This is a genomic window from Rhodanobacter glycinis (assembly GCF_900114325.1).
GTDB lineage: Bacteria > Pseudomonadota > Gammaproteobacteria > Xanthomonadales > Rhodanobacteraceae > Rhodanobacter_A > Rhodanobacter_A glycinis.
In genome coordinates this window covers 25782-49567 of sequence record NZ_FOSR01000017.1, presented here as the reverse complement: position 1 = coordinate 49567, position 23786 = coordinate 25782, and the positions used below count along the sequence as shown (strand labels likewise).

The window sequence follows — 23786 nt, the reverse complement described above, 5'->3', positions numbered from 1 at the left end:
GCCGGAACAGCGGTAGTGCTTGGGACGGCTCGATCCGGGCATCCGCGTGAGCGGACATTGGTCGATCCCGCACCGGATGGCGGTTCTCGCCGGTTCCGCGGCTGAACGCACACTGCCGCCAGCGTTGGAGAGGGCGACGGTTTTCCCGGGCGCCCTTTATCATCCGTCACGTGACCGGTCGCCTGCATGCGACAAACCCCGCGAACGAGGATGAGTGCTTGAAGATCCTGCGGATCATGGTGATGGGCGTGGCCGCGCTGGTGCTCGCACTGGCCTTGCTGGTGTGGTTCATGCCGGCGCGTTGGGCGGTGGCCGCATTGGGGCCGCGCCTGCACGGAATGCGGCTTGAGCAAGTCGATGGCCTGGTCTGGCATGGGCGCGCCGGGCGGGTGCTTTCGGCTGATGGCATGGATATTGGCCAGGTGCAGTGGACCTTGTCGCGGCGTGCCTTGCTGGGTGATGTCCGGTTGCAACTGGCGTTGCAGAAGCCCGGCGTGACGTTTGATGGCACGCTGCATCGCCTCTCCGCCAGTGTGGTCGACTGGAGTCATGTGCGGCTGCAGGCCGATGCGGCGTTGTTCGACGGATTGCCCTGGGTGCGCGGAAATAGCTTGCATGGACGGCTAAACGTCCATATCGTGGACGCTCGCGTGCAGGGCATCTGGCCGATGCAGCTGGATGCGGATGCGCAATGGCAGAACGCGTCGGTGGATGAAAACGGTCGGCGCGTGATGTTGGGAAACTTTCACCTGCACGCGCAGGGTAATGGCGGAGTCATTCAGCTGGAGCTTGGCGATGCTGGCACGGGGCCGCTGCAGGCCACAGGCCATGCATCGCTGAGTCCGCTGAGCTGGCGTTACATGCTGGCGTTGAAGCCGCGCACGAACGATCCCGTGCTGCGCCAGTGGCTGGCCGGTTTCGGAAAACTCGCGCCGGACGGTTCGTTGCAATTGCACGGCAGCGGTGGCCTGGCCCGACTCACTTCCCGGATGGAGCAATGATGACCCCGATGCAACTGGAAGCGGCACTGGCTGCCGCGCGCGAGGCGGCGCAGGCGGCCGCGGAAGTGATCCGCCATTACTGGAGCCGTGGCGTCGAGGTGGAGATCAAGAGCGATGCCACGCCGGTGACGGTAGCCGACCGCGAGGCCGAGCAGGCGATCCGCAAGGTGTTGCACGCGGCGCTGCCGGAAGCCTCGATCTACGGCGAAGAATTTGGCCTGGACGGTGCGCGGGATGGCCTGCTGTGGCTGGTCGATCCACTGGATGGCACCAAGAGTTTCGTGCGCCGAACGCCGTTTTTCTCCACCCAGATTGCGCTGATGGACCGCGGCGAATTGGTGCTGGGCGTGTCCAGCGCACCGGTGTATGGCGAAACGATGTGGGCGCATGCCGGGGGCGGCGCATGGTTCGAAGGCGAGCGTGTGCACGTGGCGAATACCCGCGACATGGCGCAGGCGTCGATCTCCACCGGCAACGTGAAAACACTCACCGGCGACGCGCGCTGGGATGCCATGGGCGCCTTGATCCGCGACAGCAACCGGATCCGTGGCTACGGCGATTTCTGCCATTACCACCTGCTCGCGCGCGGTGCGCTGGACCTGGTGGTCGAATCGGACGTGAACATTCTCGACATTGCTGCGTTGGCGGTGATCGTGCGTGAAGCGGGCGGCGTGTTCACCGATCTGGAAGGCCTGCCACTGACGCTGGATACGCGCAGCGTTCTGGCCGGCACGCCGGAGATTCACGCGCAGGCATTGCGCCGATTGGTGCTTCCGGCCGTCAGCTGAGGCGGCTGCGCGCTACAATCGAACGATGCCCAAGCTCCCCGTCATCCACGCCACGCGCGATACCGGTACCAGCCATTTCCTGCATGTCGAGCAGGTCGACCTGGAATTTTCCAACGGCGAACGGCGCACCTACGAGCGTCTCAAGGGGCGCGGTCCCGGCGCGGTCATCATCGTGCCGATGCTCGATGACGAGACCGTGCTGCTGGTGCGCGAGTACAGCGTAGGCGTGAACCGCTACGAGCTGGGCCTGCCCAAGGGCAAGCTCGATCACGGCGAGACGGCCGAGCAGGGCGCCGATCGCGAGATGAAGGAAGAGATCGGTTACGGCGCGCGCAAGCTGAAGAACCTGCATGCGCTGACGCTGTCGCCGGCCTACATGACGCACGTGGCTCATGTGGTGCTGGCGCAGGATCTGTACCCCGAACGCCTGCCTGGCGACGAGCCGGAAGAGCTTGAAGTGGTGCCGTGGAAATTGTCCGAACTGCATGAGCTGATCGGACGCGAGGAGGTCAGCGAAGGACGTTCGATCGCCGCGTTGTTCATGGCGCGCGAGTATCTCGCCGGCCGCTGGAAATTGCCGTGAGCGGCGCTCTTGGGCACGCCTTGCTGGAGCAGGTGGGCGCGCTGGCGCGGCGCGCCGGCGACGCGATCATGGCGATCTATCGGCAGGATTTCGAGGTCGAGTTCAAGGCCGACCATTCGCCGTTGACCGCTGCGGACCTGGCCGCGCAGAAGGTGATCGCCGCTGGCCTGGCCTCGCTCGATCCGGTGTGGCCGATCGTGTCCGAAGAGGCGCGCCAATTGCCGTGGGAGCAGCGTCGCCAATGGACGCGTTACTGGCTGGTCGACCCGCTCGATGGCACCCGCGAGTTCGTCAAGCGCAACGGCGAGTTCACCGTCAACATCGCCTTGATCGAGAACCATCACAGCGTGCTCGGCGTGGTGCTGGCGCCGGTGACTGGCGAACTGTTCGCGGCCGCGCAAGGGCACGGCGCGTGGCAACAGGCGCATGAAGGCGGGGCGTGGCAGCGTATCGCCACGCGTGCGCTAGCGCGGCCGGCACGCGTGGCCGGCAGCCGTTCGCATGGCGGTGCGCAGGAAGACACGTTGCGCCACATGCTGGGCGACGACTACCAATTGCAGCCGCTGGGTTCCTCGCTGAAGTTCTGCCTGATCGCGCGCGGCGCGGCGGATGTCTACCTGCGTCGCGGCCCCACCAGTGAATGGGACACGGCCGCGGCACAGTGCGTGCTGGAGGAAGCCGGTGGCGCGGTGCTCGATCTCCATGGCCAGCCGTTCCGCTACAACCGTGGCGAATCGCTGCTGAACCCCGAGTTCATCGCCGTAGGCGACAGCGGTATCGACTGGACGCGGAAGTTGCGCGACGCCGGCTTGCCATAAGGCGAGGAGTGGGAAATGAGGAGTGAGAAGTGAGAGAAAACCCCGCAGCCGGCAGGCTTTTGCCTTCTCTCACGCCTCACTTCTCTTCCCTCACTCCTCTCTCATGACCATCACCCGCCACACTCTCGCTGACCTGCTCACCATCATGGCGCGCCTGCGCGATCCCGAACACGGTTGCCCGTGGGATGTGCAGCAGGATTTCGACAGCATCGCGGCGTACACGCTCGAGGAAGCCTACGAGGTGGTCGATGCGATCGACCGGCGCGACTGGGATGACTTGCGCGACGAACTGGGCGACCTGCTGCTGCAGGTGGCGTTCCATGCACGCATGGCCGAGGAGCGCGGGTTGTTCGATTTCGCCGACGTGGCCGATGCCATCAGCAACAAGATGATTCGCCGTCATCCACACGTATTCGGCGACACGCATTACGACGACCTGGATGCGCAGAAGCGCGCCTGGGACGAGATCAAGGCGGCCGAGCGCGCGGCGAAAGGCGATGCCCACGATGACAGCGCGCTGGCCGGCATCTCGCACGGTTTGCCGGAATGGAAGCGTGCGCTGAAGCTGCAGCAGCGTGCGGCCGGCGTGGGCTTCGACTGGCCGGACCATCGCCCGGTGCTGGACAAGCTGGCCGAGGAAGTCGACGAAGTGCGTGCGGAATTCGACGCCGGCGCCGATCCGGCGCGGCTCGAAGACGAGATCGGCGACGTGCTGTTCGTGATGGTGAACCTGGCGCGCCATGCCGGCGTGGATTTTTCGCGTGCGCTGCGCCATGCCAATGCGAAGTTCGAGCGGCGTTTCCGCGGCATGGAAGCGTTGGCCCGTGCGGAAGGGCGCGGCATGGCTGCGCATGATCTTTCCGCACAAGAGGCACTGTGGCAACGCGTCAAGGCGGCTGAAAAGGGCAAGTGACAGGATCCGGCGATGTTCGAGCCGGCCTGCAACCCTTTTTGTCCGGGCTGCATCCTAGGAGCGTGGGTGGTAGAAATCTTCCGGGCTGCAAAAGCGTCTGCGTGGTCCATATGTCCGTCGCTTTTTGGCCCATAGAACCACTATGGGCCGGCGAATCGTCGAAAATCTGTCCTCACGCAGCCACTTTTTCGCCTCGAAAGTTTCTACCGCCCACGCTCCTGGCAGGGCCGTCTCATCCATTTGCGGAGAACATCATGCGTCGAATCCTCGTCCTCGCCCTGTTGCTGCTGCCCTTGGCGGCTACCGCCACCGATCAATGCAAATACCAGGCGCCGCGCGCGTTGAAGCTCGACCTGGCCGGTGTGCATGGCGTGCAGATCGAAGTGCACAGCCACGATCTGCACCTCCTCGGCAATGGCAGTGCGACCGACCTGCAGCTGAGCGGTCGCGCCTGCGCATCGGACCAGTCGCTGCTGGACAAATTGCAGGTTACCTCGCGCCGCGAAGGCGACCAGTTGATCGTCGACATCGGCAACAAGGAAGGCTGGTTCAACATCAACCTGTTCGGCAGCTCCTACGCCTATCTCGATCTCAGGCTGCAACTGCCTTCCAGCATGCCGGTGACGCTGGACGTGGGCTCGGGCGATGCCCACGTCAGCGATCTGCAGCAGCTTGCCAGTCATGTCGGTTCGGGCGATCTGGACGTGCGCCGGATCACCGGCAAGCTCAGCAGCAGCGTGGGCTCGGGGGATGTCGACGCCGAGGACATCGGCAGCCTGGAACTGGGCTCGGTAGGCTCGGGTGACGTCAAGGCCAGCAACATCCGTGGCGATGTGCACATCGGCAGCATCGGCTCGGGTGACGTGACGCTGCGCCAGGTGGCTGGCAGCGTGCAGGCCAGCACGTTGGGTTCGGGCGACCTGTCGGTGAAGGACGTGCAGGGCAATCTGAGCGTGAGTGCGGTGGGTAGCGGCGATGTCGATCACAGCGGGGTGAAGGGCAAGGTCAGCGTGCCCAGCGACGACTGAGCATGCCTATGGCGGGGGCACGCGCTGGGGGTTCATCCCAACGCGCGCCATGCCAGGTACACCAGCGGTGCGCACACCAGCAGGAAAGGTACCGAGACTGCATGAAACAGCCGCCAGCCGTGCGGCTGTTTCGCCAGTCGCAGCGCAATCAGGTTCGCCATCGAGCCGATCGCCAGTCCGAAACCACCCACGTTGACCGCCACGGCCAGCGCCAGTGCGTCGGGTGCGTGATCCAGCAGCAGGACGGTGGCCGGCACGTTGCTGATCAGCTGCGAGGCGACGATGCCGCTGACGTAAAGAATCAGTGGCAGGTGCAAGTCGAGGTGGCCAAGCAGATGCCGCACCACCGGCAATTCGGCGAAATGGCCAAGCCCGAGGAAGATTGCCGCGAACGTGAGCAGCAACAGCCAGTCGATCCGGCGCAGGCTGGGTCGCGCCAGCAGCACGAACAACAGCAGTAGCAACAGCGCGCCTGTCAGGGCGTGGCCGTATTCCATCGCCACGACCATGCCGACCAGTGCCAGCACGGCGCCCAGCGCCAATCGGGGCGACGCGATGCTGTCATCAAGGCGTTCCGCGGTCAGCGCCACGCGTTCGCGCGGAAGCCATAGCCACGTCAATGCGCCCAGCAGCACGAGCATCACCGCGGCAACAGCCAACATCGCCGCGACGAAATGAAAAAACGACACCTGTGCGTGCTGCCAAAGCAGCAGGTTCTGCGGGTTGCCGATCGGGCTCAGCGTGCTGCCGGCATTCACGGCCAGTGCCTCCAGCACCACCATGCGGCCCACCGGCAGATTCGAAATGCTGCCGGCTGCCAGCGTCAATGGCACGACCAGGAACAGGCTTACGTCATTGGTCAGTACCATCGACAGCAACGCGGTGAGTGCCACCAGCAACAGGCCCAGCCCACGCAGCGAATGCATGCGTGCCAGCAACAAGCTGGCAGCGTGTTGCACCAGGCCGCTGTCGCGGATGCCCTGGATGGCGATCAGCAAGCCCAGCAGGCCCGCCAGTGTGGGCAGTTGCAACCAGCGGCGATATTGCGCCAGTGGTTGCGGGTCGATGAGGGCCAGCGCGATGGCCAGGATGGCGAACAGCAGCAACAGCCACTCGCTTTTCAGTCGATGCAGCCAAGGCCTGATAACGGCGGACGTACGCGGCATGCGGTGGCGATGTCAGTGCGTTTCGTCGTCGCCCCGGCGACGGCAGGAGCGAGTGCTGCCGGCACCGATGGCGATCCCGATGCCGGCACCCAGGGCAATGCCCACGGCCAGGTTGTGCAGCGCGACGCCAAAGGCACAACCGAGGCCGATGCCGATGGCGATGCCCGCGCCCATGTTGCGGCGGCGCCGGGGCGTATCGGGCTTTTCGGGAGTAGACATGGACGTGTTTCCGTCTGGAGGGTCGTGGCGCCAGTCTGGGGTCTGCTCAGCCCTCCCGCAACAGCCGCATCGGCGACGTACGCGTCACCTTGCGCGTGCCGGCTAGCCCCAGCAGCATCACCACGACCGCGGCGATCAGCGCGGACAAGGCCAGTGACCCAAGCGGTGGCACGTAGTGCTCGATGTGAAACACCTGCCGTCCCAGCCACCAGCCGGCGCCGGCCGCGCCCGCGGTGGCGGTGAGCCCGGCGATCAGACCGAGCAACGCAAACTCGCAGGCAGCCGCGATGCGAAGCTGCCCGCGCCGTGCACCCAGCGTGCGCAACAGCGCCGCTTCGTGGCGACGTTCGGCGGCGCTGGCGGAAAGCGCGGCGGCCAGCACCAGCGCGCCGGCGAGCAGGCTGAAAGCCAGCACCCAACGCACCGCGCCGCTTACGCGATCGACGATCTGGTGGATGCGGTCGAGCAGGTCGTCCACATCCACCAGGCTCAGGTTGGGATAGGCGCGCGACAGCGTGGCCACCTGCGTCGCGTGCCCGCGTGGCAAGTGGAAACTGGCCAGCCAGGTGTGCGGCAGCGCACTGGCGTGGGCGGGGTCGAGCAACAGGAAGAAGTTGACGCGGAACGAACTCCAGTCGACCTGGCGGAAGCTGGTGACCCTGGCGTCGAGCCGGCCTTCACCCACGTCGAAGCTCAACGTGTCGCCAAGCTTCAGCGCGAACATGTCGCGCCACATCGTGTCCACCGACACTTCCGCCTGCGCCGGATGCGGCGTGAACCAGTGGCCGGCGATCACCCGGTTGGCCGGTGGCAGCGTGCCGGCCCAGGACAAGCGCAACTGGCGGTCGCTCCAGTCTTTCGCGCGCGGGTCGTTGAAGTGCAGGCCGTCGATCGGATGGCCATCGATGGCCACCAGCTTGCCGACCGCCAGCGGCAGCATGTTGAGCTGGTCCGCGCCGAGTCGCGCGAGTGCCTTGCTGAAGTCGTCGCGCTGGTTGGTCTGCAGATTCAGCACGAACCAGTTCGGCGTGTTCGAGGGCAATTCGCTGCGCCAGCCGTCGAGCATGGAGGGCGCGATGATCGCCAGCACCAGCAGCGCGGTGAGGCCCATGCCCAGCGCGGTGGCCTGGATCACGCTTAGCCCGCGGCGCCGGGCCAGCGCGGCCAGCCCCAGTCGAAGCGCGGGATGCGCACCCGGTGCCACGCGGCGCGCCAGCCACAGCAAGCCCCACGCCAGCAGGGCGGCTGCCACGGCCACGCCGGACAGGCTGATGGCAAGAATGCCAGCCAGCCGCGCCGAGCCGCTCTGGCTCCAGATCAGGGCCAGCGCGACCAGCACCGGAACCAGGTACAGACCGTCGAAACGTCGTACCCGTCGCGTGACGCTGTCGCGGAAAACCGCGACCGGCGATACCTCGGCCAGCCGCGCCAAGGGCGGCAGGGCGAAGCCGGCGAGCACTGCAAGCCCGATGCCGGCCGCGGCCAATGCGGGGCCCCACGGCAGCACCGTCGGCACGCCGGCGAACAAGGTGCTGGCAAACAGCCAGGCAGCCTGTGCCAGTCCCAGGGCCAGCGCCACGCCCACGATCAACGCGGGTACGGCGAGTGCCAGCAAGGTGCCGATCAACAGGCCGAACACCCGCCGTCGCGGGGTGCCCAGGGCGCGCAGCAACGCCACTTCGCTGGTTTTGCGTCGCGCGTACTGTTGCGCAGCCAGGGCGATCGCCACGCCGGCGAGCAGGGCCGACAGCAAGGCGGTGAGGCGCAGGAAGGCGCTGGCACGATCGAAGGCGCTGCGCATGCGCTGGCGGGTCTGTTCCGGGGTGATCAGTTGCGCGCCTTGTGGCAGGGTGGTCGACTGCGCCCAATCGCGCCAGTCGTGGACTGCGGCAGGCGCACCGGCCAGCAGCAACCGATGCCTGGCGCGACTGCCGATACCCAGCAGGCCAGCCTGTTCGGCATCGGTCAGGCTCATCACCGCGCGCGGGGCCAGTGCGATCAGTTGACCGCCATCGGGCTGGCGTACCAGTTCGGCGGCGATGTGCAGTTCGCGGCCGCCGAGTTGCAGCATGTCGCCCACCTGCAGCTGCAGCGCGACCAGTGCGCGATGATCGAGATAGACGTTGCCCGCTGCCGGTCCGTGTCCCGTCTGCGTATGGCCGTGGGCGTCGCGAAGTTCCAGCGTGCCGCGCAGGGGATAGGCCGTATCGGTCGCCAGCACATCAAGCAATTGGCTGCGGCCGTGGGCAAAAGCCACACTGGGGAAGCTGGCGCTGCGGTTGACCTTCAAGCCGTCGTGGGTGGCGCGGGTGGCCAAGTCGTCAGGCAAACGTTGCGGCGAGGACACGCCGATGTCGCCACCGATCAGTTCCGCCGCACTGGCGAGCACGCCGCGTTCCACCCGCGTCGACAGCGTGGCGACCACGCCCAGTGCCGCCACCGCCAGCACCAGCGAGCCGGCCAGCGTGCGTAATTCGGGCAGCCGCCATTCGCGGCGCAAAGTGCGCAGGGACAGCCGCAGCAGGTTCATGCGTCCGCTTCCCCGGAGTGCGCGCGCAGGCGGCCTTCTTCCAGTTCCACCCGGCGTACGCAACGTTCGGCCAGTTGGGCGTCGTGGGTGACCAGCACCAGGGTGGTGTGGTGGTCGCGGTTCAGCGCGAACAGCAGGTCGATGATGTGATGGCCGGTGCGTTGATCGAGATTGCCGGTGGGTTCGTCGGCAAACAACACGCGCGGGCCATGCACGAAAGCGCGCGCGATCGCCACGCGTTGCTGCTCGCCGCCGGACAGCTGCGCCGGGTAGTGGCGACGCCGTGCCTCCAGGCCAACCGAGGCCAAGGCTTCGCGCGCACGCGTGCGGGCGAGGCGATCGCCCTCCAGTTCCAGCGGCAGCATCACGTTTTCTTCGGCGCTGAGTGCCGGCAACAGGTGGAACGACTGGAACACGAAGCCGACCAGTTGCCGCCGCAGATCGGCCCGGGCCTCTTCGTCCATGTTTTCCAGCGCGTGGCCGTCGAGACGGATGCTGCCTGCGCTGGGGGTGTCCAGTCCGGCGAGCAGGCCGAGCAGGGTGGTTTTGCCCGAGCCCGACGCGCCGACGATGGCGAAGCTCTCGCCTGTCGCCACCTGCAGGCTTACGCCATCGAGGATATCCAGCCGCCCCTCGGGGCCTTGTACCGACTTGCTAACATCGCGCACATCGAGAAGAAACCGGGGTGTACCGCTCATGCGTCGAATCCTGTGGCTGCTGTTATCCCTGTTCGCGATGGTCGCCACGGTGCAGGCCGCGCCGACGAAGACCGTGCTGGTACTGGGCGATTCGCTGTCCGCCGCACACAACATAGCCACGGACCAGGGCTGGGTGCATCTGCTGGATGTCCGTCTTGGCAAGATGGTGCCGGCATGGACGGCGATCAATGCCAGCATCAGTGGCGAGACGTCGCTGAGCGGTCGCAATCGCCTGCCGGCACTGCTGGCGAAGTACCGGCCGAAAGTAGTGGTGATCGAGCTGGGTGCGAACGATGGCCTGCAGGGGCTGTCGCTGGCTGACCTGCGCGTCAACCTTGCGGCGATGATTGACGAGTCCATCGCGGCCAAGGCGAAGGTGCTGCTGCTCGGCATCGAGCTGCCGGTGAACTATGGCCCGCAATACCGTGATGGCCTGCGCGCCATCTACGCCGATCTGGCGCGGCAGAAGCACGTGGCGCTGGTGCCGTTTCTGCTCGCTGGCGTGGCGTTGAAGCCGGAGCTGATGCAGGACGATGGACTGCATCCCCTTGCCGCGGGCGAGCCGATCGTGCTGGACACCGTATGGGGCAAGCTGCAGCCGCTGCTTCGCTGAGACGAATCTGAACGATGGCGTGGAGTCTTCACACCTCGATCACAGGTCGCGCCAGTAGCCTTTCACAAATGTGAAACGGAGTAGGGAGTCGCTCATGAGCGCACGTGAAGAGAACGCGGGGCTGATCCTGTTGGTCGAGGACAATCGCCAGATCGCCGAGATGGTGGGCGAGTTCCTCGAAGGCCGTGGCTACTCGGTGGATTACGCCGCCGATGGTGTCAGTGGCCTGCATCTGGCCGTTTCCAACAGCTATGACGTGCTGGTGCTGGACCTGATGCTGCCGGGCATGGACGGGCTGGACGTGTGTCGCAAGCTGCGCGGCGACGCCAAGAAATCCACCCCGGTACTGATGCTGACGGCACGCGACACGCTGGAAGACAAGCTGGTCGGCCTGGAAGCCGGCGCCGACGATTACCTGGTGAAGCCGTTCGAAGTGCGTGAGCTGGAGGCCCGCCTGCGTGCGCTGATCCGTCGCGATCGCCGCCAGGTGTCCACCGAGGTGCTGACGGTGGGCGACATGACCCTGGACACCGCCACGCTGCGCCTCACCCGTGGCGGGCAGGAACTCACGGTGTCGCCGATCGGCTTGAAGCTGCTGGCGATCCTGATGCGCGAATCGCCGCGCGTGGTCAGTCGCCGGGACATCGAGCGCGAGATCTGGGGCGATACCTTGCCCGATTCGGATACCTTGCGTTCGCATCTCTACAACCTGCGTCGGGTCATCGACAAACCCTTCGCGCATCCCCTGTTACATACCATCCATTCGGCCGGCTATCGGCTGGCGGACCTCTCCGCGGAGGTGGCGTCAGCCACGCAACCGGCCTGATCGGAGGGCCGTACCATCATCATGACTGACAGGGGCATGTCGTCATCCAGCGCCGCGTTTCGACGCGGCGCGTTTCATCGCCGGCTGGTGCTGATCTTCGGACTGCAACTGGTCGCGGTGGTGATTGCCTGCCTGATGGGTTTTTACGACGTCGCGCCGCCGCTCGCGGTACTGGCGTTGATCGTGATCACCAGCGTACTGGCCTGGCTGGCGGCGCGACGCCAGTGGCGGCCGGTGAGTGCGTTGGCGCGCGTGATCAGCGGCTGGAACGAGCAACAGCCGGACCTGGATTCGCTGGAACCACAGCGCCTGCCGCGCCATTCCGATGCCGACCTGGCGGAATTGGCGCGCGGGCTGCACGTTTTCGCCAGCCGCGTCGCCGACTACAACCAGCGCGAACGCTACTTCACACGCGATGCCAGCCACGAGCTGCGCAGTCCGCTGACGATCATCAAGATGTCCACCGACATGCTGTCCGACGAGCCGGCGTTGAGCGAGAGCGGGCAACGCTCGCTGGGACGCATCCGGCGCGCCACGCGCGAATTGGAGGCGGTGGTGGAATCGCTGCTGATCCTTGCCAGAGAGTCGGACAATGGCCAGGGCGAACACGATTTCGTGGTCAATGACGTGCTGCGCCGCGTGCTGGAGGATGCGCGCGAAGGCTTGCACGGCAGGGCGATTACGTTGCAACTGGATGAGCCGGCCCGATTCGCCTTGCACGGCGCACCGCGGGTGTTCGCGGTGCTGTGCGGACAACTGGTGCGACACGCCGGGCAGCACGCCGCGGGGCAGGGCAAGGTGAAGATCAGTGTGCTGCCCGGGGCGGTCGAGGTGAGCGGTTCGGGTATCGGTCGCGCCACGAATGACGCGAGCCATGAACAGGGCTTCGAGCTGGCGATTGCGCGGCGTATCAGCGAGCGTTTCGCCTGGCCGCTGGAATGGGGCGGTGACGACCATGAAGGCATTATCCGCGTGCGCTTCCCGCACACGGTCCCGGTCACGGAATGACGCGGCATGAAAAAGCCCCCGGACGCGCGGTGCGCGCTCGGGGGCTTTTTGCAGGAGCCTGTCGCCGGTGGTGATCAGCCCAGCGCGGGGCTGACCTTGAACGCGCAGCCGGTTTTCGCCTTGACGTCGTCCACGGTCACGCCGTCGTTGAGTTCGATCAGGGTCAGGCCCTTGCCTTTCTCCACCTCGAACACGCACAGGTCGGTGATGACCAGGTCCACCACCTGCTTGCCGGTAAGCGGCAGGTCACACTGCTGCTTGATCTTCGGCGAACCGTCCTTCGCGCAGTGCTCCATCAGCACCACCACACGGCGCACGCCGCTGACCAGGTCCATCGCGCCGCCCGGACCCTTCACCATCTTGCCGGGCACCATCCAGTTGGCGAGATCGCCGGTGGCCGAGACTTCCATGCCACCCAGGATCGACAGGTCGATGTGGCCGCCGCGGATCATCGCGAACGAATCGGCACTGGAGAAGAACGCCGAGCCGGGCAGGGTGGTAATGGTCTGCTTGCCGGCATTGATCAGGTCGGGGTCGACCTGGTCCTCGGTGGGGAACGGACCGATGCCGAGCAGGCCATTCTCCGACTGCAGCACCACGTCGATGCCGGCCGGGATGTAGTTGGCCACCAGGGTGGGAATGCCGATGCCGAGGTTCACGTAGAAGCCGTCGCGCAGCTCCTTCGCCGCGCGCTGCGCCATCGCGCTGCGCGTGGGGTTTTCCTTGCCGGTATTGGCGCCGGCGAGGGTGCGGATCTCGATGCGCTTTTCGTACTTCGCGCCCTGCACGATGCGATCGATGTAGATGCCCGGCACGTGGATGTTGTTCGGGTCGAGTTCGCCCACCGGTACCAGATGCTCCACCTCGGCCACGCAGACCTTGCCGCAGGTGGCGATCATCGGGTTGAAGTTGCGCGCGGTCTCGCGGAACACCAGGTTGCCGTGCGCGTCGCCCTTCCATGCCTTGACGATCGACAGGTCGGCCGTGATGGACTCTTCCAGCACGTATTCCTTGCCGTGGAAGGCCTTGGTTTCCTTGCCCTCGGCCAACTTGGTGCCGAATGCGGTGCGCGTGTAGAAGCCGGGAATGCCGGCGCCGCCGGCGCGCAGCTTCTCGGCCAGCGTGCCCTGCGGGGTCAGGTGCAGTTCCAGTTCGCCGGCCAGCACCTGGCGCTCGAACTCCTTGTTCTCGCCCACGTAGGAGGCGTACACGCGCTTCACCTGATGCGTTTTCAGCAGCGGGCCCATGCCGAAGTCGTCCACACCGGCATTGTTGCCGACGATGGTCAGGTCCTTGGTACCTGCCTCCAGCAGTGCGCCGATCAGGTTTTCGGGAATGCCGCAGAGGCCGAAGCCGCCGGCGGCGATGGTCATGTCGTCGAACAGCAACCCGTCGAGCGCGGCGGCCGCGCTTGCATACACCTTGTCCATTACTGTGCCTTCGTGAAGTGAGAGCCAGACCCCTAGGATACGACGGATTGACGTCGGACCCATGGGAATGGAGGTCGCAGGGCGCTTCCGTGCGGAAGGGTACGGAGTGTTGCCGGGGCGGCGTGGTGCCATGTCGATGCTTGACATGTAACGTTTACGTGCGTAAACATAAGCACACGATTACACATGTGAACGATACACCATGGCCATCAGCGAAGCCGAAGCGATCATCATGGATGTGCTGTGGCATTCCGCGCCACGCACGGCCGAAGACATCCTCGCCGAAGTCGGTCCGGCGCAGCAGTGGCAGGAAGGCACGGTTAAATCCCTGCTCAACCGCCTGCTGAAGAAAAAGGCGGTGAAGGCCGAGCGCGACGGTCGGCGCTATCTCTACACGCCCCTGCTCAGTCGCGAGAAATACGTTTCGCAAGAGAGCAAGGGATTGCTCGATCGCCTGTTCGACGGTCGCGTGGCGCCGCTGGTGGCGCACTTCTCCGAACAGCGCAAGCTGTCGAAGAAGGACATTGCCGAGCTGCGCAAGTTGCTGGAGGAGCTGGGCGATGAATAGCCTCGACGCGATGGTGGCGCCATGGCTGGCGCGTGGCTGGATCATGCTGCTGGCTTTCACCGCCGCGATCCTGCTGGTGGGCCTTCTGCGCCGCCCGTGTCGTCGGTGGTTCGGCGCCGAACGCGCGTTCCAGCTCTGGCTGTTGCCGCCACTCGCCGTGCTGGCCAGCCAATGCCCGCATGCGGCAACGTCTGCCGGATCCTTGCCCGCGGTGGTGTACACGATTACCTCGGCTGGTGGCGCGCTGTCAGCGCATGCTGATATGCCAACGAGCGCTGCCTGGTACGCGTGGGGCATGCTGGTCTGGTTTGCCGGCGTGCTGTTGAGCGCGGTGCTGACCATGTTCGCGCAATGGCGTTGGTACGCGCGTCTTGACGGCGCGGCGCCGATGGATGGCGGCCCGTTGCGCTGGCCGGTATGGCGCGCGGCAAACGTGGATGTCGGGCCGGCGCTGGTCGGTACATGGCGCCCGCGCATTGTCGTGCCAGCCGATTTCGAACAACGTTACGACGCGACCGAACGCGCTTTGATCCTCGCTCACGAGGAGGTGCATGCACGGCGTGGCGACGGCTGGTGGAGCCTGGTGGCCCGGATCAGCGCAGCGCTGTGCTGGTTCCATCCGTTGGCGTGGCTGGCCTTGCGTGCCATGCGCCAGGACATGGAGCTGGCATGCGATGCCGCCGTGATGCGTGAACACGGCAGGCAGCGCCGCACCTATGCCAATGCGATGTTGAAAACCCAGTCGGCGGCTCTGGCGCTGCCGGTGGGATGTCCCTGGTTGCCTCATCACCCACTTGCAGAGCGTATCGCCATGTTGAAATTGTCTTCACCCAACCGCCAGCGGCGGATGGCCGGAACGATTACTGGCACGGCGCTGGTACTGGCTGTCGCGGGCTCGGTCTATGCCGCCAGCGTGCCGGCCGCATCCGGGCAAGGTTCCTCTGCCGATGGGCAGACGTACCAGTTGGACATGAAGATCGAAACCGCTGCGGACGAGGCTCATCATCATCATGCCGAACGCACTTCGCTGGCGCTTTGCGCGGCGGCGGGGAAGACGACCACGGCAAGCTTTCCCGACTGGAAAATCGATGCAGTCACCGAGCCCTCGGGACGCGATGGCGTGCGTATCCGTCTGGTCATGACGGGAGACGGCCATGCGCCACTTGCGCGTCGCGAGTTGCGTGTCAGGCTGGGCAAGTCGTCGCGCGTGACCGCTACGGGCGCGGATGGCAAGCGCAGCTATGTCGTCGACGTGATACCGCTGGCCGGTTGTCCGGCCCGCGCTGCAGGTCACGTGGTGAGTGAACACCTGAGCAAGGTTCCCGCACGTCAGGCGGCGCAGACCATCGCCTCGAAGACAGGCTTCGAACTGGTCAATCCGCAGGCGCTGGACAATGCCCTGGTCACCTTCAATTTCGATGCAGTGCCTGGCGATCGCGCACTCCGCCTGATTGCCGAAATCGATGGGGAAAAAGCGGTGTTCGATGGCTGGAAGGTGCGCTTCGAACCGCAGTGATGGCAACAATTGGCACGTCCTTGTTCCGTGGCGTGTACTGGGCCGTCAATGCAGCTTCTGCAGTTGCTGCGGCGTCAATTCGCCGCTGATCCCCAGATGCGTGCCATCGGCACGGATCAGCAGTGTGCGCGGGGTTTCGCCGCCCCAGTTCGGATCGATCAGGAAGTTGAGGCGGTCTGGGGTGGCGGCGGCGTAGGCGCGGGCGGGGTAGTTGTTCAGGCCTGCGTGGCGCAGGCGTTGCTCGATGGCCTGGCGTTGCGCGATGTCGTCGGTGGCGATGGTGACCAGTGTGATCTCGTGCGGGTGGGCTTGCTGCAGTTTCGCCAGCGCTTGCATGTTCGATTCGCAGTAAGCGCAATCGAGGGCCCAGATCGCGAGGATGCGTTCGCCATGGGCGGGTGGTTTCAGCAATGCGGGTACCTCGGCGGCCGTGAGCGCGGTGAGCGTGTCCGCCTGGGCGAAGCTGGGTAGCGCCAGGGTTAGTGCGAGCAGGGCGAGCAGTGCAGGGCGGCGCATGATCACTGGGCCTTGGCGGGTACCAGCCGGAAGCCGGTGCTGGTGTTCCATGCGACGTAGGCTTGCGCCTGCCACAGCAGCAGTTGTGGCGAACCGGCGGCGCCGTCGGTCTGGCTGATCGCGCGGGCGGCATCGAAATGCACGCCGTTGTCGGTCGAGCGGCGCAGCATCAGTGTGTAACCCTTTGCGCTGACCTGGTTCCACGTCAGCCACACGGTGTGTCCATGCACGGCGACGTCGGCATGGCCGGCACCGGGGCCGCCAATCTTCAGCTTGTGCTTCGCCGGATGGTCGGGATCAAGCTGGCCGTACCAGATCGTGGGGCCGTTCTTTGCTTCGTACCAGACCGCATGGCGTACGCCATCGGCACCGATGGCGAGGCCGGGCCCCTGATGCGGGCATGCGGCGATATGCCAGTCGTCGAAGGTGGTGCGCTCGGCATGGGCGGGTGCACCGGTGGTGGGCAGCAAAGCGTAGGCATGGTCGCGGATGTTGTCGCCGAAGACGCCACGGAAGAACGCGGCCACTTCGCCCGAAGGCGTGCGTGCCAGCGCGATGCGGCAGCATTCGCAACTGTGCTCCATCAGCTTGTGATCAGGCGCGAAACTGCGGCCTTCGTTGTCCGACCAGCTGTAGTACACGGCGGCGCCGAGATAGGGCTGGCCCTTGGCCTTGGCCGCTTCCTGATCGCGCTTGTCGATCCATGCGATGACCACGCGACCGTGGCCGTCCACGGCCAACGCATCGAAACGATGGGTGATGTCGGCCAGGTCGTGCTGCACGGTGATCGGCGTGGAGAAATGCCGGCCGCCATCCATCGAGCTGGAAAAACGCACGTAACCGGTCCACGGCTTCGCGCGTGGTTGCGACCAGCTCACGTACAGCTCGCCCTTGGGGCCGAAGGCGATCTTCGGACGGTTCTCGCCCTCATCGTAGATGCGTTCGGCGACGGGATTCACGATGACGGGCGGACTCAGTGTCTTGCCGAAGTCGTCCGAATGGCGCACGCGGATGTGACCGTCCGCCGCGTCCACCACCCAGAGCCGGCCGTGCGCATCGAAGGCGGCGCTGGCGCCCAGTTCGGGTTCGTGGGACATGGCCATGCCGGACATGTCGTGGGCCATGACGGCGACGGGCAGCAGGCAGAGCAGCAGGGTGAGGATCAACTTGCGCATGATGGACGTGGCCTGAAACGTGGCCTTCCTCCGCATGTGGAAGAAGGCTGTGGAAGGCGAGACCGTGGCGGGCGACTGACTTCACCTGCGGTCTCCCGGGCGAGCCGGAAGGGATATGACGTGCCGTCTCCGATGAGATGGAGAACGGTGGCCTACAGTTCCCAGCGCAGCTCGCCGAACCAGGTGCGACCGGCGTAGGGATGGTAGACCCAGTAATGTTCGTTGGTGAGATTGTCCACGCCGAGCGAGGCCGTCCACTGCGGCGCGAAGCGCCAGCACAACTTGGCATCGGCGACGGTGAAGCTGCTGGTGGCGCCGTAGGTGTTCACCACGTCGCTGTTGTCCAGGCTGTTGAACTGACGGCCGGAGCGGCGCACGCCCAGCGAGGCATCCCAGCCGGGGGCAAAGCGATAGTCGGCGAACACGCTGGCGCGCAGGCGCGGAATGCGCGGGAAGCGCTTGCCGTCGGCGCTGGGGTATTGCCGATCGCGCAAGCTGATGGCGTCGTTCCAGGCCACGCTGGCGCTGAGATCGAGCCCGCGCAGTCCCACGTCGTTCACCACCAGCTCGCCGGCCACGCCGCGGGTGCGCACCTTGCCGATGTTCTGCACGCTGGTGACCGGCACCGGCAGGGTGATGTCGGTCTGCGAGTAAAGCGTGTCGGAAACGCGGTCCTGGTATAGCGACACGCGCCAGTGCCCGCGCGGCAGCTGGTGGATCAGGCTGAGGTCGGTGGACCAGTCGCGTTCGGGTTGCAGGTTCGGGTCGTTGTTGACGATGGTGTTGCCCGAGAGCGAGCCCTGGAACAGTTCTTCCACGGTCGGGTAGCGCACCGCCTTGCCGAAGGACAGGCGCAACTGCCAGCGCTCGGCGAGATCCCAGTTCAGCGCGAGCTTGGGCGAAAAATCACTGCGCGAGCGGTTGGGGTAGTGCTGCGAGGTCGCGACATTCGCCAGCAGGCCCTTCGAGGCGCGCCATTGTTCCCAGCGCCCGCCTGCGGTCAGTGCCCAGGCCGGGGCGAAGCTCCAGACATCCTGCAGATAGAGCGCGCGGGTTTGCGTGCGACCACCGTAGGCGGTGACCAGCGGGCCGTCGGCGGGGCCGCGCCAATCGCTGGCGGCGCGCACGCGTGAGTCGAGCTGGTAGCGGTCGAGGTGTGCGCCGACGTACAGCAGGTTCTCGTCGCCGAGTGGGCCGGAGCTGCGCAGGTCGAAGGTGCGCCAGCCGGAACCGCTCATGTCGGCGACCGAACCGGCGCCGCCGAGCGCACTGGTGGACGAGGCTGACGCGGCATCGTGTTCCAGGTCGTGCTGGTAGTCGTAGCGACTGGCCACGGCTTCCCAGCGCCAGCCGTTGTCGAGGTGGCCGCTGAACTCGGCGCCGTACAGCACGTGGGTCTGGTCGTACGCGCTCTGGGCGAGGCCGCTGGCCGGCAGTGTCCAGGTTTTTCCGTCGACGAGGATGCTGCCGCCGTAGACCGGCTGGCCATTGGCGTCGCGGATCAGGCTGCGCGTGCTGTCGAAGGCGTGGTTATGCCACCAGCCCACGGTAAGCAACGCGGTGACATGGTCGGTGATGTCCACGCCGACCTTCAGCTTGGCCTGGGTTTGCCGGGTATGTTCGATGGTGTTGGCACCGTAGACCAGCCGCGGCGAACCGTTGGGATTGTGGTCGGCGGTGGCGCCGGTCACCGGGATCGCAGTGGCCGGATTGCCGCCGGCCCTGGCGGTGGCGTATTGCATCGGCTGGCCGTGGTTGTCGAGCTGATTCAGCGAAAGCAGCCAACGCCAGCGGCCCGTCTTGTCGCCGAGCAGCGCGGCCAGATGATGGCCGTCGTAGTGGCCGCTCGCACCGTAGTGGTCCGAATAATCCTGGCTCATGTATTGCGCGCTGGCACTGGCAATGAGCCGGTCCGGCAGGCGCGTGTGGATCAGCACCGTGGTGCCCATCGAATTGCCGGGATACAGCGCGGAGTAGGGGCCGTACAGCACGTCGATCGCGCCGATCTCCTCGGGCGCGACCATGCCCCAGCGCGGCGCGCCCTGCCAGCCATTGCTCATCAGGTTGGAGAGCAGCAGGCCATCGGCGTAGAGCAGGCTGCGGGCGCTTTGCAGGGTGCCCGAGTTGCGGCCGCTGATGGTGGCGTTGGGATCGCCGATGTAACGCTGGCGGATCTGCAGGTTCGGCGCGTAGCGCAGGGCATCGGCGCTGTCGGCGATGTTCTGCTGCTGCATGTGCGCGCGGGTGATGCGCACCGCCACGGTGGGAATGCCCATCACCTGGGTGTCGGTGGCATGCACCGACATCGGCGCCAGCGTGGTGGCTTGGGGTGGCTCGGTGGCCAGTGCGCAGGTACAGGCGCTGGCCAGCGCAAGCAGGCAGAGACTGCGGGGAGCGGGGCGGTTCACGTGAAACCTTGGACGTGGGTCTAGGGTTCCAAGGATAGCGCTGCCGTGGCCGGGCGGTAGATGGCGCGTTGTCGCAGCGGACGTCGCGCCAGGAGACGCTGCGCGGTCAGTCCTCGCTTTCGGGCCGCTCGCGTACCGGGTGCTTGCTCAGCTTGCGCTGCAGGGTGCGCCGATGCATGCCGAGGCGACGGGCGGTTTCGGAAATGTTGCCGTCGCATTCGGTCAACACGCGCTGGATGTGCTCCCACTCCAGCCGGCGCAGGGCCAGCGGCGCCTCGGGCGCATCCGGCACGTCGTCGTCGTCCGGTGCCGGACCATCGCCGTCGAGCAGCGCACGCACCACCGCATCGGCGTCGACCGGCTTGGCCAGGTAGTCGTGGGCGCCGCGCTTGATCGCTTCCACTGCGGTGGCAATGGAGGCATAGCCGGTGAGCAGCAGGACGCGCATGTCCGGCACCAGGGCCTGCAACTCGGGGATCAGGCGCAGGCCGTTTTCCTCGCCGAGCTTGAGGTCGAGCACGCAGTAGCGTGGCTGGTGGCGCCGGGCCAGCATGCGGGCCTCGTCGATGTTGGTGGCGGTGATGGCCTCGAAGCCGCGCGACCCCATGGCCCGTGCCAGCACGCGCACGAAGGTCGCGTCGTCGTCGATGATCAACAGTGGGCGTGGGGCCGCGGCGGGGGGCGTGAAATCGTTCATCGTGAGGAATTCCTGCAGCAATGCCGGCCATTTTGCCGGATATGGCGCGTCGCTGCCTGCCGCAGGGCGGAAACCGACCGGTGCCTAGGAGCGTGGACGGCAGAAATCTTCCGGACTGCAAAAGTGTCTGTGTGGTCCATATGTCCGTCGCTTCTTGGCCCATAGAACCACTATGGGCCGGCGAATCGTCGAAAATCTGTCCTCACGCAGCCACTTTTTCGCCTCGAAAGTTTCTGCCACCCACGCTCCTAGTGCTCGGCAATGGTGGCCAGCGGCAGGCGCAGGCACATTTCCGCGCCACTGTCGGTGTTGCTGGCAGTCAGTTCGCCAGCCAGCCGCTCGGCGGTGGCTTCGGCCAGCGCCAGGCCGATGCCCAGGCCGGCCTGCTTGCCGGTCTGGCCGAGCACGGCCGGTGCGCCGGTGGGGGTGAAGCCGGGGCCGTGGTCACGCACCCGCAGCTCCAGCCAATGGCCTTGCCGCAGCACCTGCAGTTGCACGGCTTGCGAATCGCGCATGGCCGAGGCGTCGGCGGCATTGTTGAGCAGGTTGAGCAGGGCGTGACGCAAGCCGGGCGGCGTGCGCAGCACGATGCCGTCGGTGGCCTCGTCCACCTGAAGGTCCAGCTCCGCTTCCGGGCGCAGCAACTGGAAGCGTTCCACGCAGCCGTGCAGGAACGCGGCCAGCGTGGCGCGCTCCGGTTCCTGCGACAGTTGCGCCTGGCCGAAAGCCACCATCTCGCGCAGGATCGTGCGGCAGCGTTCCACCTGATCCTGCAGCAGGGCCAGGTCGTCGCTGAGCGGGCCGTCCGTGGGATGTTCGCGGCGAACCTCCGGCAGCAGCGTGCGCATGGTCGACAGCGGCGTGTTCATCTCGTGTGCGGCACCGGCGGCCTGGGTGGCGATGGCGAGGATGCCTTCATCACGCAAGGCACGTTCGCGTACGCGTTGCACTTCCATTTGCTGCAGGCGCACGGCGCGGGCCAGCCGGTGGATGAAGAAGGCCAGCAGCATGGCAGTGACCAGGAAGTTGACGCCCATGCCGGCGACGTGCAGCGAGAAACCCTCGGCATACGAGGGCATCGGCAATGGCACGTACCAGCGCAGCAGGAGCAGGTAGGCCAGCCCGGCGAAGATCGCCACCGAAAGGATTGCCGGCACCGACAGTGCCGCGGCGGAAAGCGCGATCGGCACCACCAGCAGGGTGATGAACGGATTGCTGGCGCCACCGGTGAAATAGAGCAGGTAGCTGAGGCCCAGCGTGTCGAAGGCGATATGGCCGACCACTTCCCACTCGTGCACTGCGCGCGATTGGTGCAGGCGCCAGGCAGCCAGCACGGCGAACACCGCCAGCAGATCGATGCCGATCAGCAACGGCGCCAGCGGGATGTCCAGGTGCATTATCCATGCGCATACCAGCACGGCGCCGCTCTGGCCGACGATGGCGCATAACCGCAGCCAGGTCAGCGTGCGGATCAGTGCGACCGGGCCGAACCGCTGCTGATGGTGATGTTGCGACATGTGGATGTTCAGCCCATCAGTGGCCCGGCTCGATCAGCAAGCCGGGCCCATGGCAGGTCTTACTGCTCGGAGCCGATGGTGGGCAGCGGCGCGTCGGTGGCCTTGTTGTGGGCCTGGTGCTGCGCCGACAGCTTGCGCATCAGCGGCAGCACCGCCAGCGCGATCAATGTGCAGGCGATGCCCGCCCAGCCCAGCTTGGCGAACAGCGAGGTATAGATCGGCATGGTCTGCACGGGATTGGTGATGTCCTGCGGCACGCTGGCCAGGTTCGCCACCAGCCCGCCGAGATACTGCGAGATGCCGGATGCCACGAAGTACGCGCCCATCATGAAGCCGCCCATGCGCTCGGGAACGTAGCGCGCGATCATCGCCAGGCCCAGGCCGCTGACCAGCAGCTCACCCAGCGACGAGGCGCCGTAGCCCCAGACCATCACCCAGGAACTGGTCTTGCCGGCCACGGCGAAATGATCGGCCCAGCTGTAGATGAAGAAACCCAGCGCGACGGCGGCGAAGCCCAGCGCGAATTTGGTGGCGATCGAGATGTCCTTGCCGTTGCGGCCGGCCGCGTTGTAGATGAAGGCCAGCAGCGGGCTGAGGATGAAGATCCAGATCGGATTGAACGACTGGAATTGCGCCGGCGCCCAGTTCCACAGATGGAAGCCGAAGATGTCGAAGCTGGGATTGACGTTGCGCAGCGCGAACAGGTTCAGCGAGGTCGACATCTGCTGGTAGAAGATGAAGAAGAACACCGTCTGCACGGTCAGCACCAGCGCGGCGATCAGGCCGGCGCGCTCGGAGCGCTCGCTGCGGCTGATCAGGTAGGCGAAGATGCCCAGCACCACGACGCCGGCCGCGTACACGAAAATGCGCGCCACCGACTCGTGCGCCAGCACGTAGGCGGAGGCGAAGACGGCCAGCACGCCGATACCCAGCACCGCGCCCAGCTTGCCGACATGCACCGGCTTTTCGTCCGGGGCCGAGCCGATGTGGCGCATCGTGTGGCGCATCACCATGTAATTGGTCAGGCCCACCAGCAGGCCGAACGCGCACACGGCGAAGGCGGCATGCCAGCCCAGTTCATGACCGTACTTGGCGTTGACGTAGTCCTTGATCCACGGCGTCAGCAGCATCGAGATCGTCGAGCCGATGTTCACTGCCATGTAGTAGATGGTGAAGGCGCTGTCGATCTTGGAGTCGTCGCCGTCGTAGATCTTGCGCACCAGGTTGCCGGCATTCGGCTTGAACAGGCCGTTGCCGACCACGATCACGCCCAGCGCGAAGTAAAGGAAGCCGACGCTTTCGCCCGGGACGGCCATCAGCGCATAACCGACGGCGAGGATGGTGGCGCCGATCAGCATCGTGCGGCGCGTGCCCAGCACCTTGTCGCCCACCCAGCCACCGATGGCCGGCGCCACGTAGATCAATGCAGCGGCAGCGCTCCAGACCAGGTTGGCCTTGTCATCGGGGAACCCCAGGCGCTGCACCATGTAGTACACGATGAGCGCTTGCATGCCGTAGTAGCCAAACCGCTCCCACATCTCGATGAGGAAGACAGTGCTGAACGACCGGGTTTGCGAAACGGGTGGATTCTGGATTGCCATGCATCGATTCCGTTGACGAGTCAAACAACGGCCGCGCGTGGCGCGGCCGGCGTGCAGCGGTGCTGAACGGCACCACAATCAACGAAGGGTAACCCATCCGTCCGGATCGCTTCGCTGCGCTGCGACATGACGGGCCGGCTGGATGCACTCCGCGATCCGCGAGAGGC

The 23786-nt window shown here is 65.9% G+C and carries 22 protein-coding genes; 11 read left to right on the top strand and 11 right to left on the bottom strand.

Annotated elements, in window-relative coordinates:
- The first annotated feature begins 218 nt into the window (after positions 1-218).
- From gspN to BMY90_RS14895, 6 genes are all read left to right on the top strand, one after another.
- On the top strand, positions 219-1001 hold the full coding sequence (gspN, locus tag BMY90_RS14920; RefSeq protein WP_139201768.1) for a type II secretion system protein N: 783 nt from the start codon (positions 219-221) through the stop codon (positions 999-1001).
- Positions 1001-1789, top strand: a complete 789-nt coding sequence (locus BMY90_RS14915; RefSeq protein WP_092705026.1) for an inositol monophosphatase family protein — start codon at positions 1001-1003, stop codon at positions 1787-1789. The genes gspN and BMY90_RS14915 overlap by 1 nt, the downstream gene beginning before the upstream one ends.
- A 25-nt stretch (positions 1790-1814) precedes the next feature.
- Positions 1815-2372, top strand: a complete 558-nt coding sequence (gene nudE / locus BMY90_RS14910) for an ADP compounds hydrolase NudE (protein WP_092705025.1) — start codon at positions 1815-1817, stop codon at positions 2370-2372.
- Positions 2369-3190, top strand: a complete 822-nt coding sequence (gene cysQ, locus BMY90_RS14905) for a 3'(2'),5'-bisphosphate nucleotidase CysQ (protein WP_092705024.1) — start codon at positions 2369-2371, stop codon at positions 3188-3190. The genes nudE and cysQ overlap by 4 nt, the downstream gene beginning before the upstream one ends.
- A gap of 103 nt (positions 3191-3293) precedes the next feature.
- The gene (gene mazG, locus BMY90_RS14900; protein ID WP_092705023.1) at positions 3294-4103 is read left to right on the top strand and encodes a nucleoside triphosphate pyrophosphohydrolase; all 810 of its coding nucleotides are present in this window, start codon (positions 3294-3296) and stop codon (positions 4101-4103) included.
- Between the two features lie 254 nt (positions 4104-4357).
- Positions 4358-5131: a DUF4097 family beta strand repeat-containing protein gene (locus tag BMY90_RS14895; RefSeq protein ID WP_092705022.1), complete on the top strand. Its 774-nt coding sequence runs from the start codon at positions 4358-4360 to the stop codon at positions 5129-5131.
- A gap of 32 nt (positions 5132-5163) precedes the next feature.
- Here BMY90_RS14895 and BMY90_RS14890 read toward each other — a convergent pair whose 3' ends face one another.
- From BMY90_RS14890 to BMY90_RS14880, 4 genes are read right to left on the bottom strand one after another with little or no spacing between them, the layout of a single operon-like run.
- Positions 5164-6297: an SLC13 family permease gene (locus BMY90_RS14890; RefSeq protein ID WP_092705021.1), complete on the bottom strand. Its 1134-nt coding sequence runs from the start codon at positions 6295-6297 to the stop codon at positions 5164-5166.
- Between the two features lie 12 nt (positions 6298-6309).
- The gene (locus tag BMY90_RS17090; RefSeq protein WP_139201767.1) at positions 6310-6516 is read right to left on the bottom strand and encodes a glycine zipper domain-containing protein; all 207 of its coding nucleotides are present in this window, start codon (positions 6514-6516) and stop codon (positions 6310-6312) included.
- A 46-nt stretch (positions 6517-6562) separates the two neighbouring features.
- Positions 6563-9046, bottom strand: a complete 2484-nt coding sequence (locus BMY90_RS14885) for an ABC transporter permease (RefSeq protein WP_092705020.1) — start codon at positions 9044-9046, stop codon at positions 6563-6565.
- Complete coding sequence (locus BMY90_RS14880) at positions 9043-9744, bottom strand: ABC transporter ATP-binding protein (RefSeq protein WP_092705019.1); 702 nt, start codon at positions 9742-9744, stop codon at positions 9043-9045. Before BMY90_RS14880 ends, BMY90_RS14885 begins: the two co-directional genes overlap by 4 nt.
- Between BMY90_RS14880 and BMY90_RS14875 the strand changes: the two genes are divergently transcribed.
- The 3 genes from BMY90_RS14875 to BMY90_RS14865 all read left to right on the top strand — a co-directional run bounded on the left by BMY90_RS14875 (position 9743) and on the right by BMY90_RS14865 (position 12191).
- Positions 9743-10357 carry an arylesterase gene (locus BMY90_RS14875; protein WP_092705018.1) on the top strand — a complete coding sequence of 205 codons (615 nt, stop codon included), beginning with the start codon at positions 9743-9745 and terminating at the stop codon, positions 10355-10357. The genes BMY90_RS14880 and BMY90_RS14875 overlap by 2 nt on opposite strands.
- Positions 10358-10451: 94 nt before the next feature.
- Positions 10452-11183, top strand: a complete 732-nt coding sequence (locus BMY90_RS14870; RefSeq protein ID WP_008212236.1) for a response regulator transcription factor — start codon at positions 10452-10454, stop codon at positions 11181-11183.
- A gap of 36 nt (positions 11184-11219) precedes the next feature.
- Positions 11220-12191, top strand: coding sequence for a sensor histidine kinase (locus BMY90_RS14865; protein ID WP_092705017.1), 972 nt, complete (start codon positions 11220-11222; stop codon positions 12189-12191).
- A gap of 74 nt (positions 12192-12265) precedes the next feature.
- On the opposite strand, the gene BMY90_RS17510 is transcribed toward BMY90_RS14865, so the two are convergent.
- The gene (locus BMY90_RS17510; protein ID WP_008212233.1) at positions 12266-13621 is read right to left on the bottom strand and encodes a 3-oxoacid CoA-transferase subunit B; all 1356 of its coding nucleotides are present in this window, start codon (positions 13619-13621) and stop codon (positions 12266-12268) included.
- A gap of 202 nt (positions 13622-13823) precedes the next feature.
- On the opposite strand from BMY90_RS17510, the gene BMY90_RS14855 reads away from it, so the two are divergent.
- Both BMY90_RS14855 and BMY90_RS14850 read left to right on the top strand, forming a co-directional pair.
- A complete protein-coding gene (locus tag BMY90_RS14855) occupies positions 13824-14189 on the top strand; it encodes a BlaI/MecI/CopY family transcriptional regulator (RefSeq protein ID WP_092705016.1) in 366 nt (121 codons plus the stop codon).
- On the top strand, positions 14182-15705 hold the full coding sequence (locus BMY90_RS14850) for a M56 family metallopeptidase (RefSeq protein ID WP_092705015.1): 1524 nt from the start codon (positions 14182-14184) through the stop codon (positions 15703-15705). Before BMY90_RS14855 ends, BMY90_RS14850 begins: the two co-directional genes overlap by 8 nt.
- A gap of 45 nt (positions 15706-15750) precedes the next feature.
- On the opposite strand, the gene BMY90_RS14845 is transcribed toward BMY90_RS14850, so the two are convergent.
- The 6 genes from BMY90_RS14845 to BMY90_RS14820 all read right to left on the bottom strand — a co-directional run bounded on the left by BMY90_RS14845 (position 15751) and on the right by BMY90_RS14820 (position 23619).
- Entirely contained in the window at positions 15751-16221 is a 471-nt protein-coding gene (locus tag BMY90_RS14845; protein WP_092705014.1) for a TlpA family protein disulfide reductase, read from the bottom strand.
- A 2-nt stretch (positions 16222-16223) separates the two neighbouring features.
- Positions 16224-17396 (bottom strand): sialidase family protein, encoded by a 1173-nt coding sequence (locus BMY90_RS14840; RefSeq protein WP_092705013.1) that lies wholly within the window; start codon positions 17394-17396, stop codon positions 16224-16226.
- A gap of 152 nt (positions 17397-17548) precedes the next feature.
- Positions 17549-19804, bottom strand: a complete 2256-nt coding sequence (locus tag BMY90_RS14835) for a TonB-dependent receptor (RefSeq protein ID WP_092705012.1) — start codon at positions 19802-19804, stop codon at positions 17549-17551.
- Between the two features lie 106 nt (positions 19805-19910).
- Positions 19911-20501, bottom strand: coding sequence for a response regulator transcription factor (locus BMY90_RS14830; protein ID WP_037100129.1), 591 nt, complete (start codon positions 20499-20501; stop codon positions 19911-19913).
- A gap of 248 nt (positions 20502-20749) precedes the next feature.
- Complete coding sequence (locus tag BMY90_RS14825; RefSeq protein ID WP_092705011.1) at positions 20750-22018, bottom strand: ATP-binding protein; 1269 nt, start codon at positions 22016-22018, stop codon at positions 20750-20752.
- 59 nt (positions 22019-22077) lie between these two features.
- Positions 22078-23619: a peptide MFS transporter gene (locus tag BMY90_RS14820; RefSeq protein WP_092705010.1), complete on the bottom strand. Its 1542-nt coding sequence runs from the start codon at positions 23617-23619 to the stop codon at positions 22078-22080.
- Positions 23620-23786: the final 167 nt, after the last annotated feature.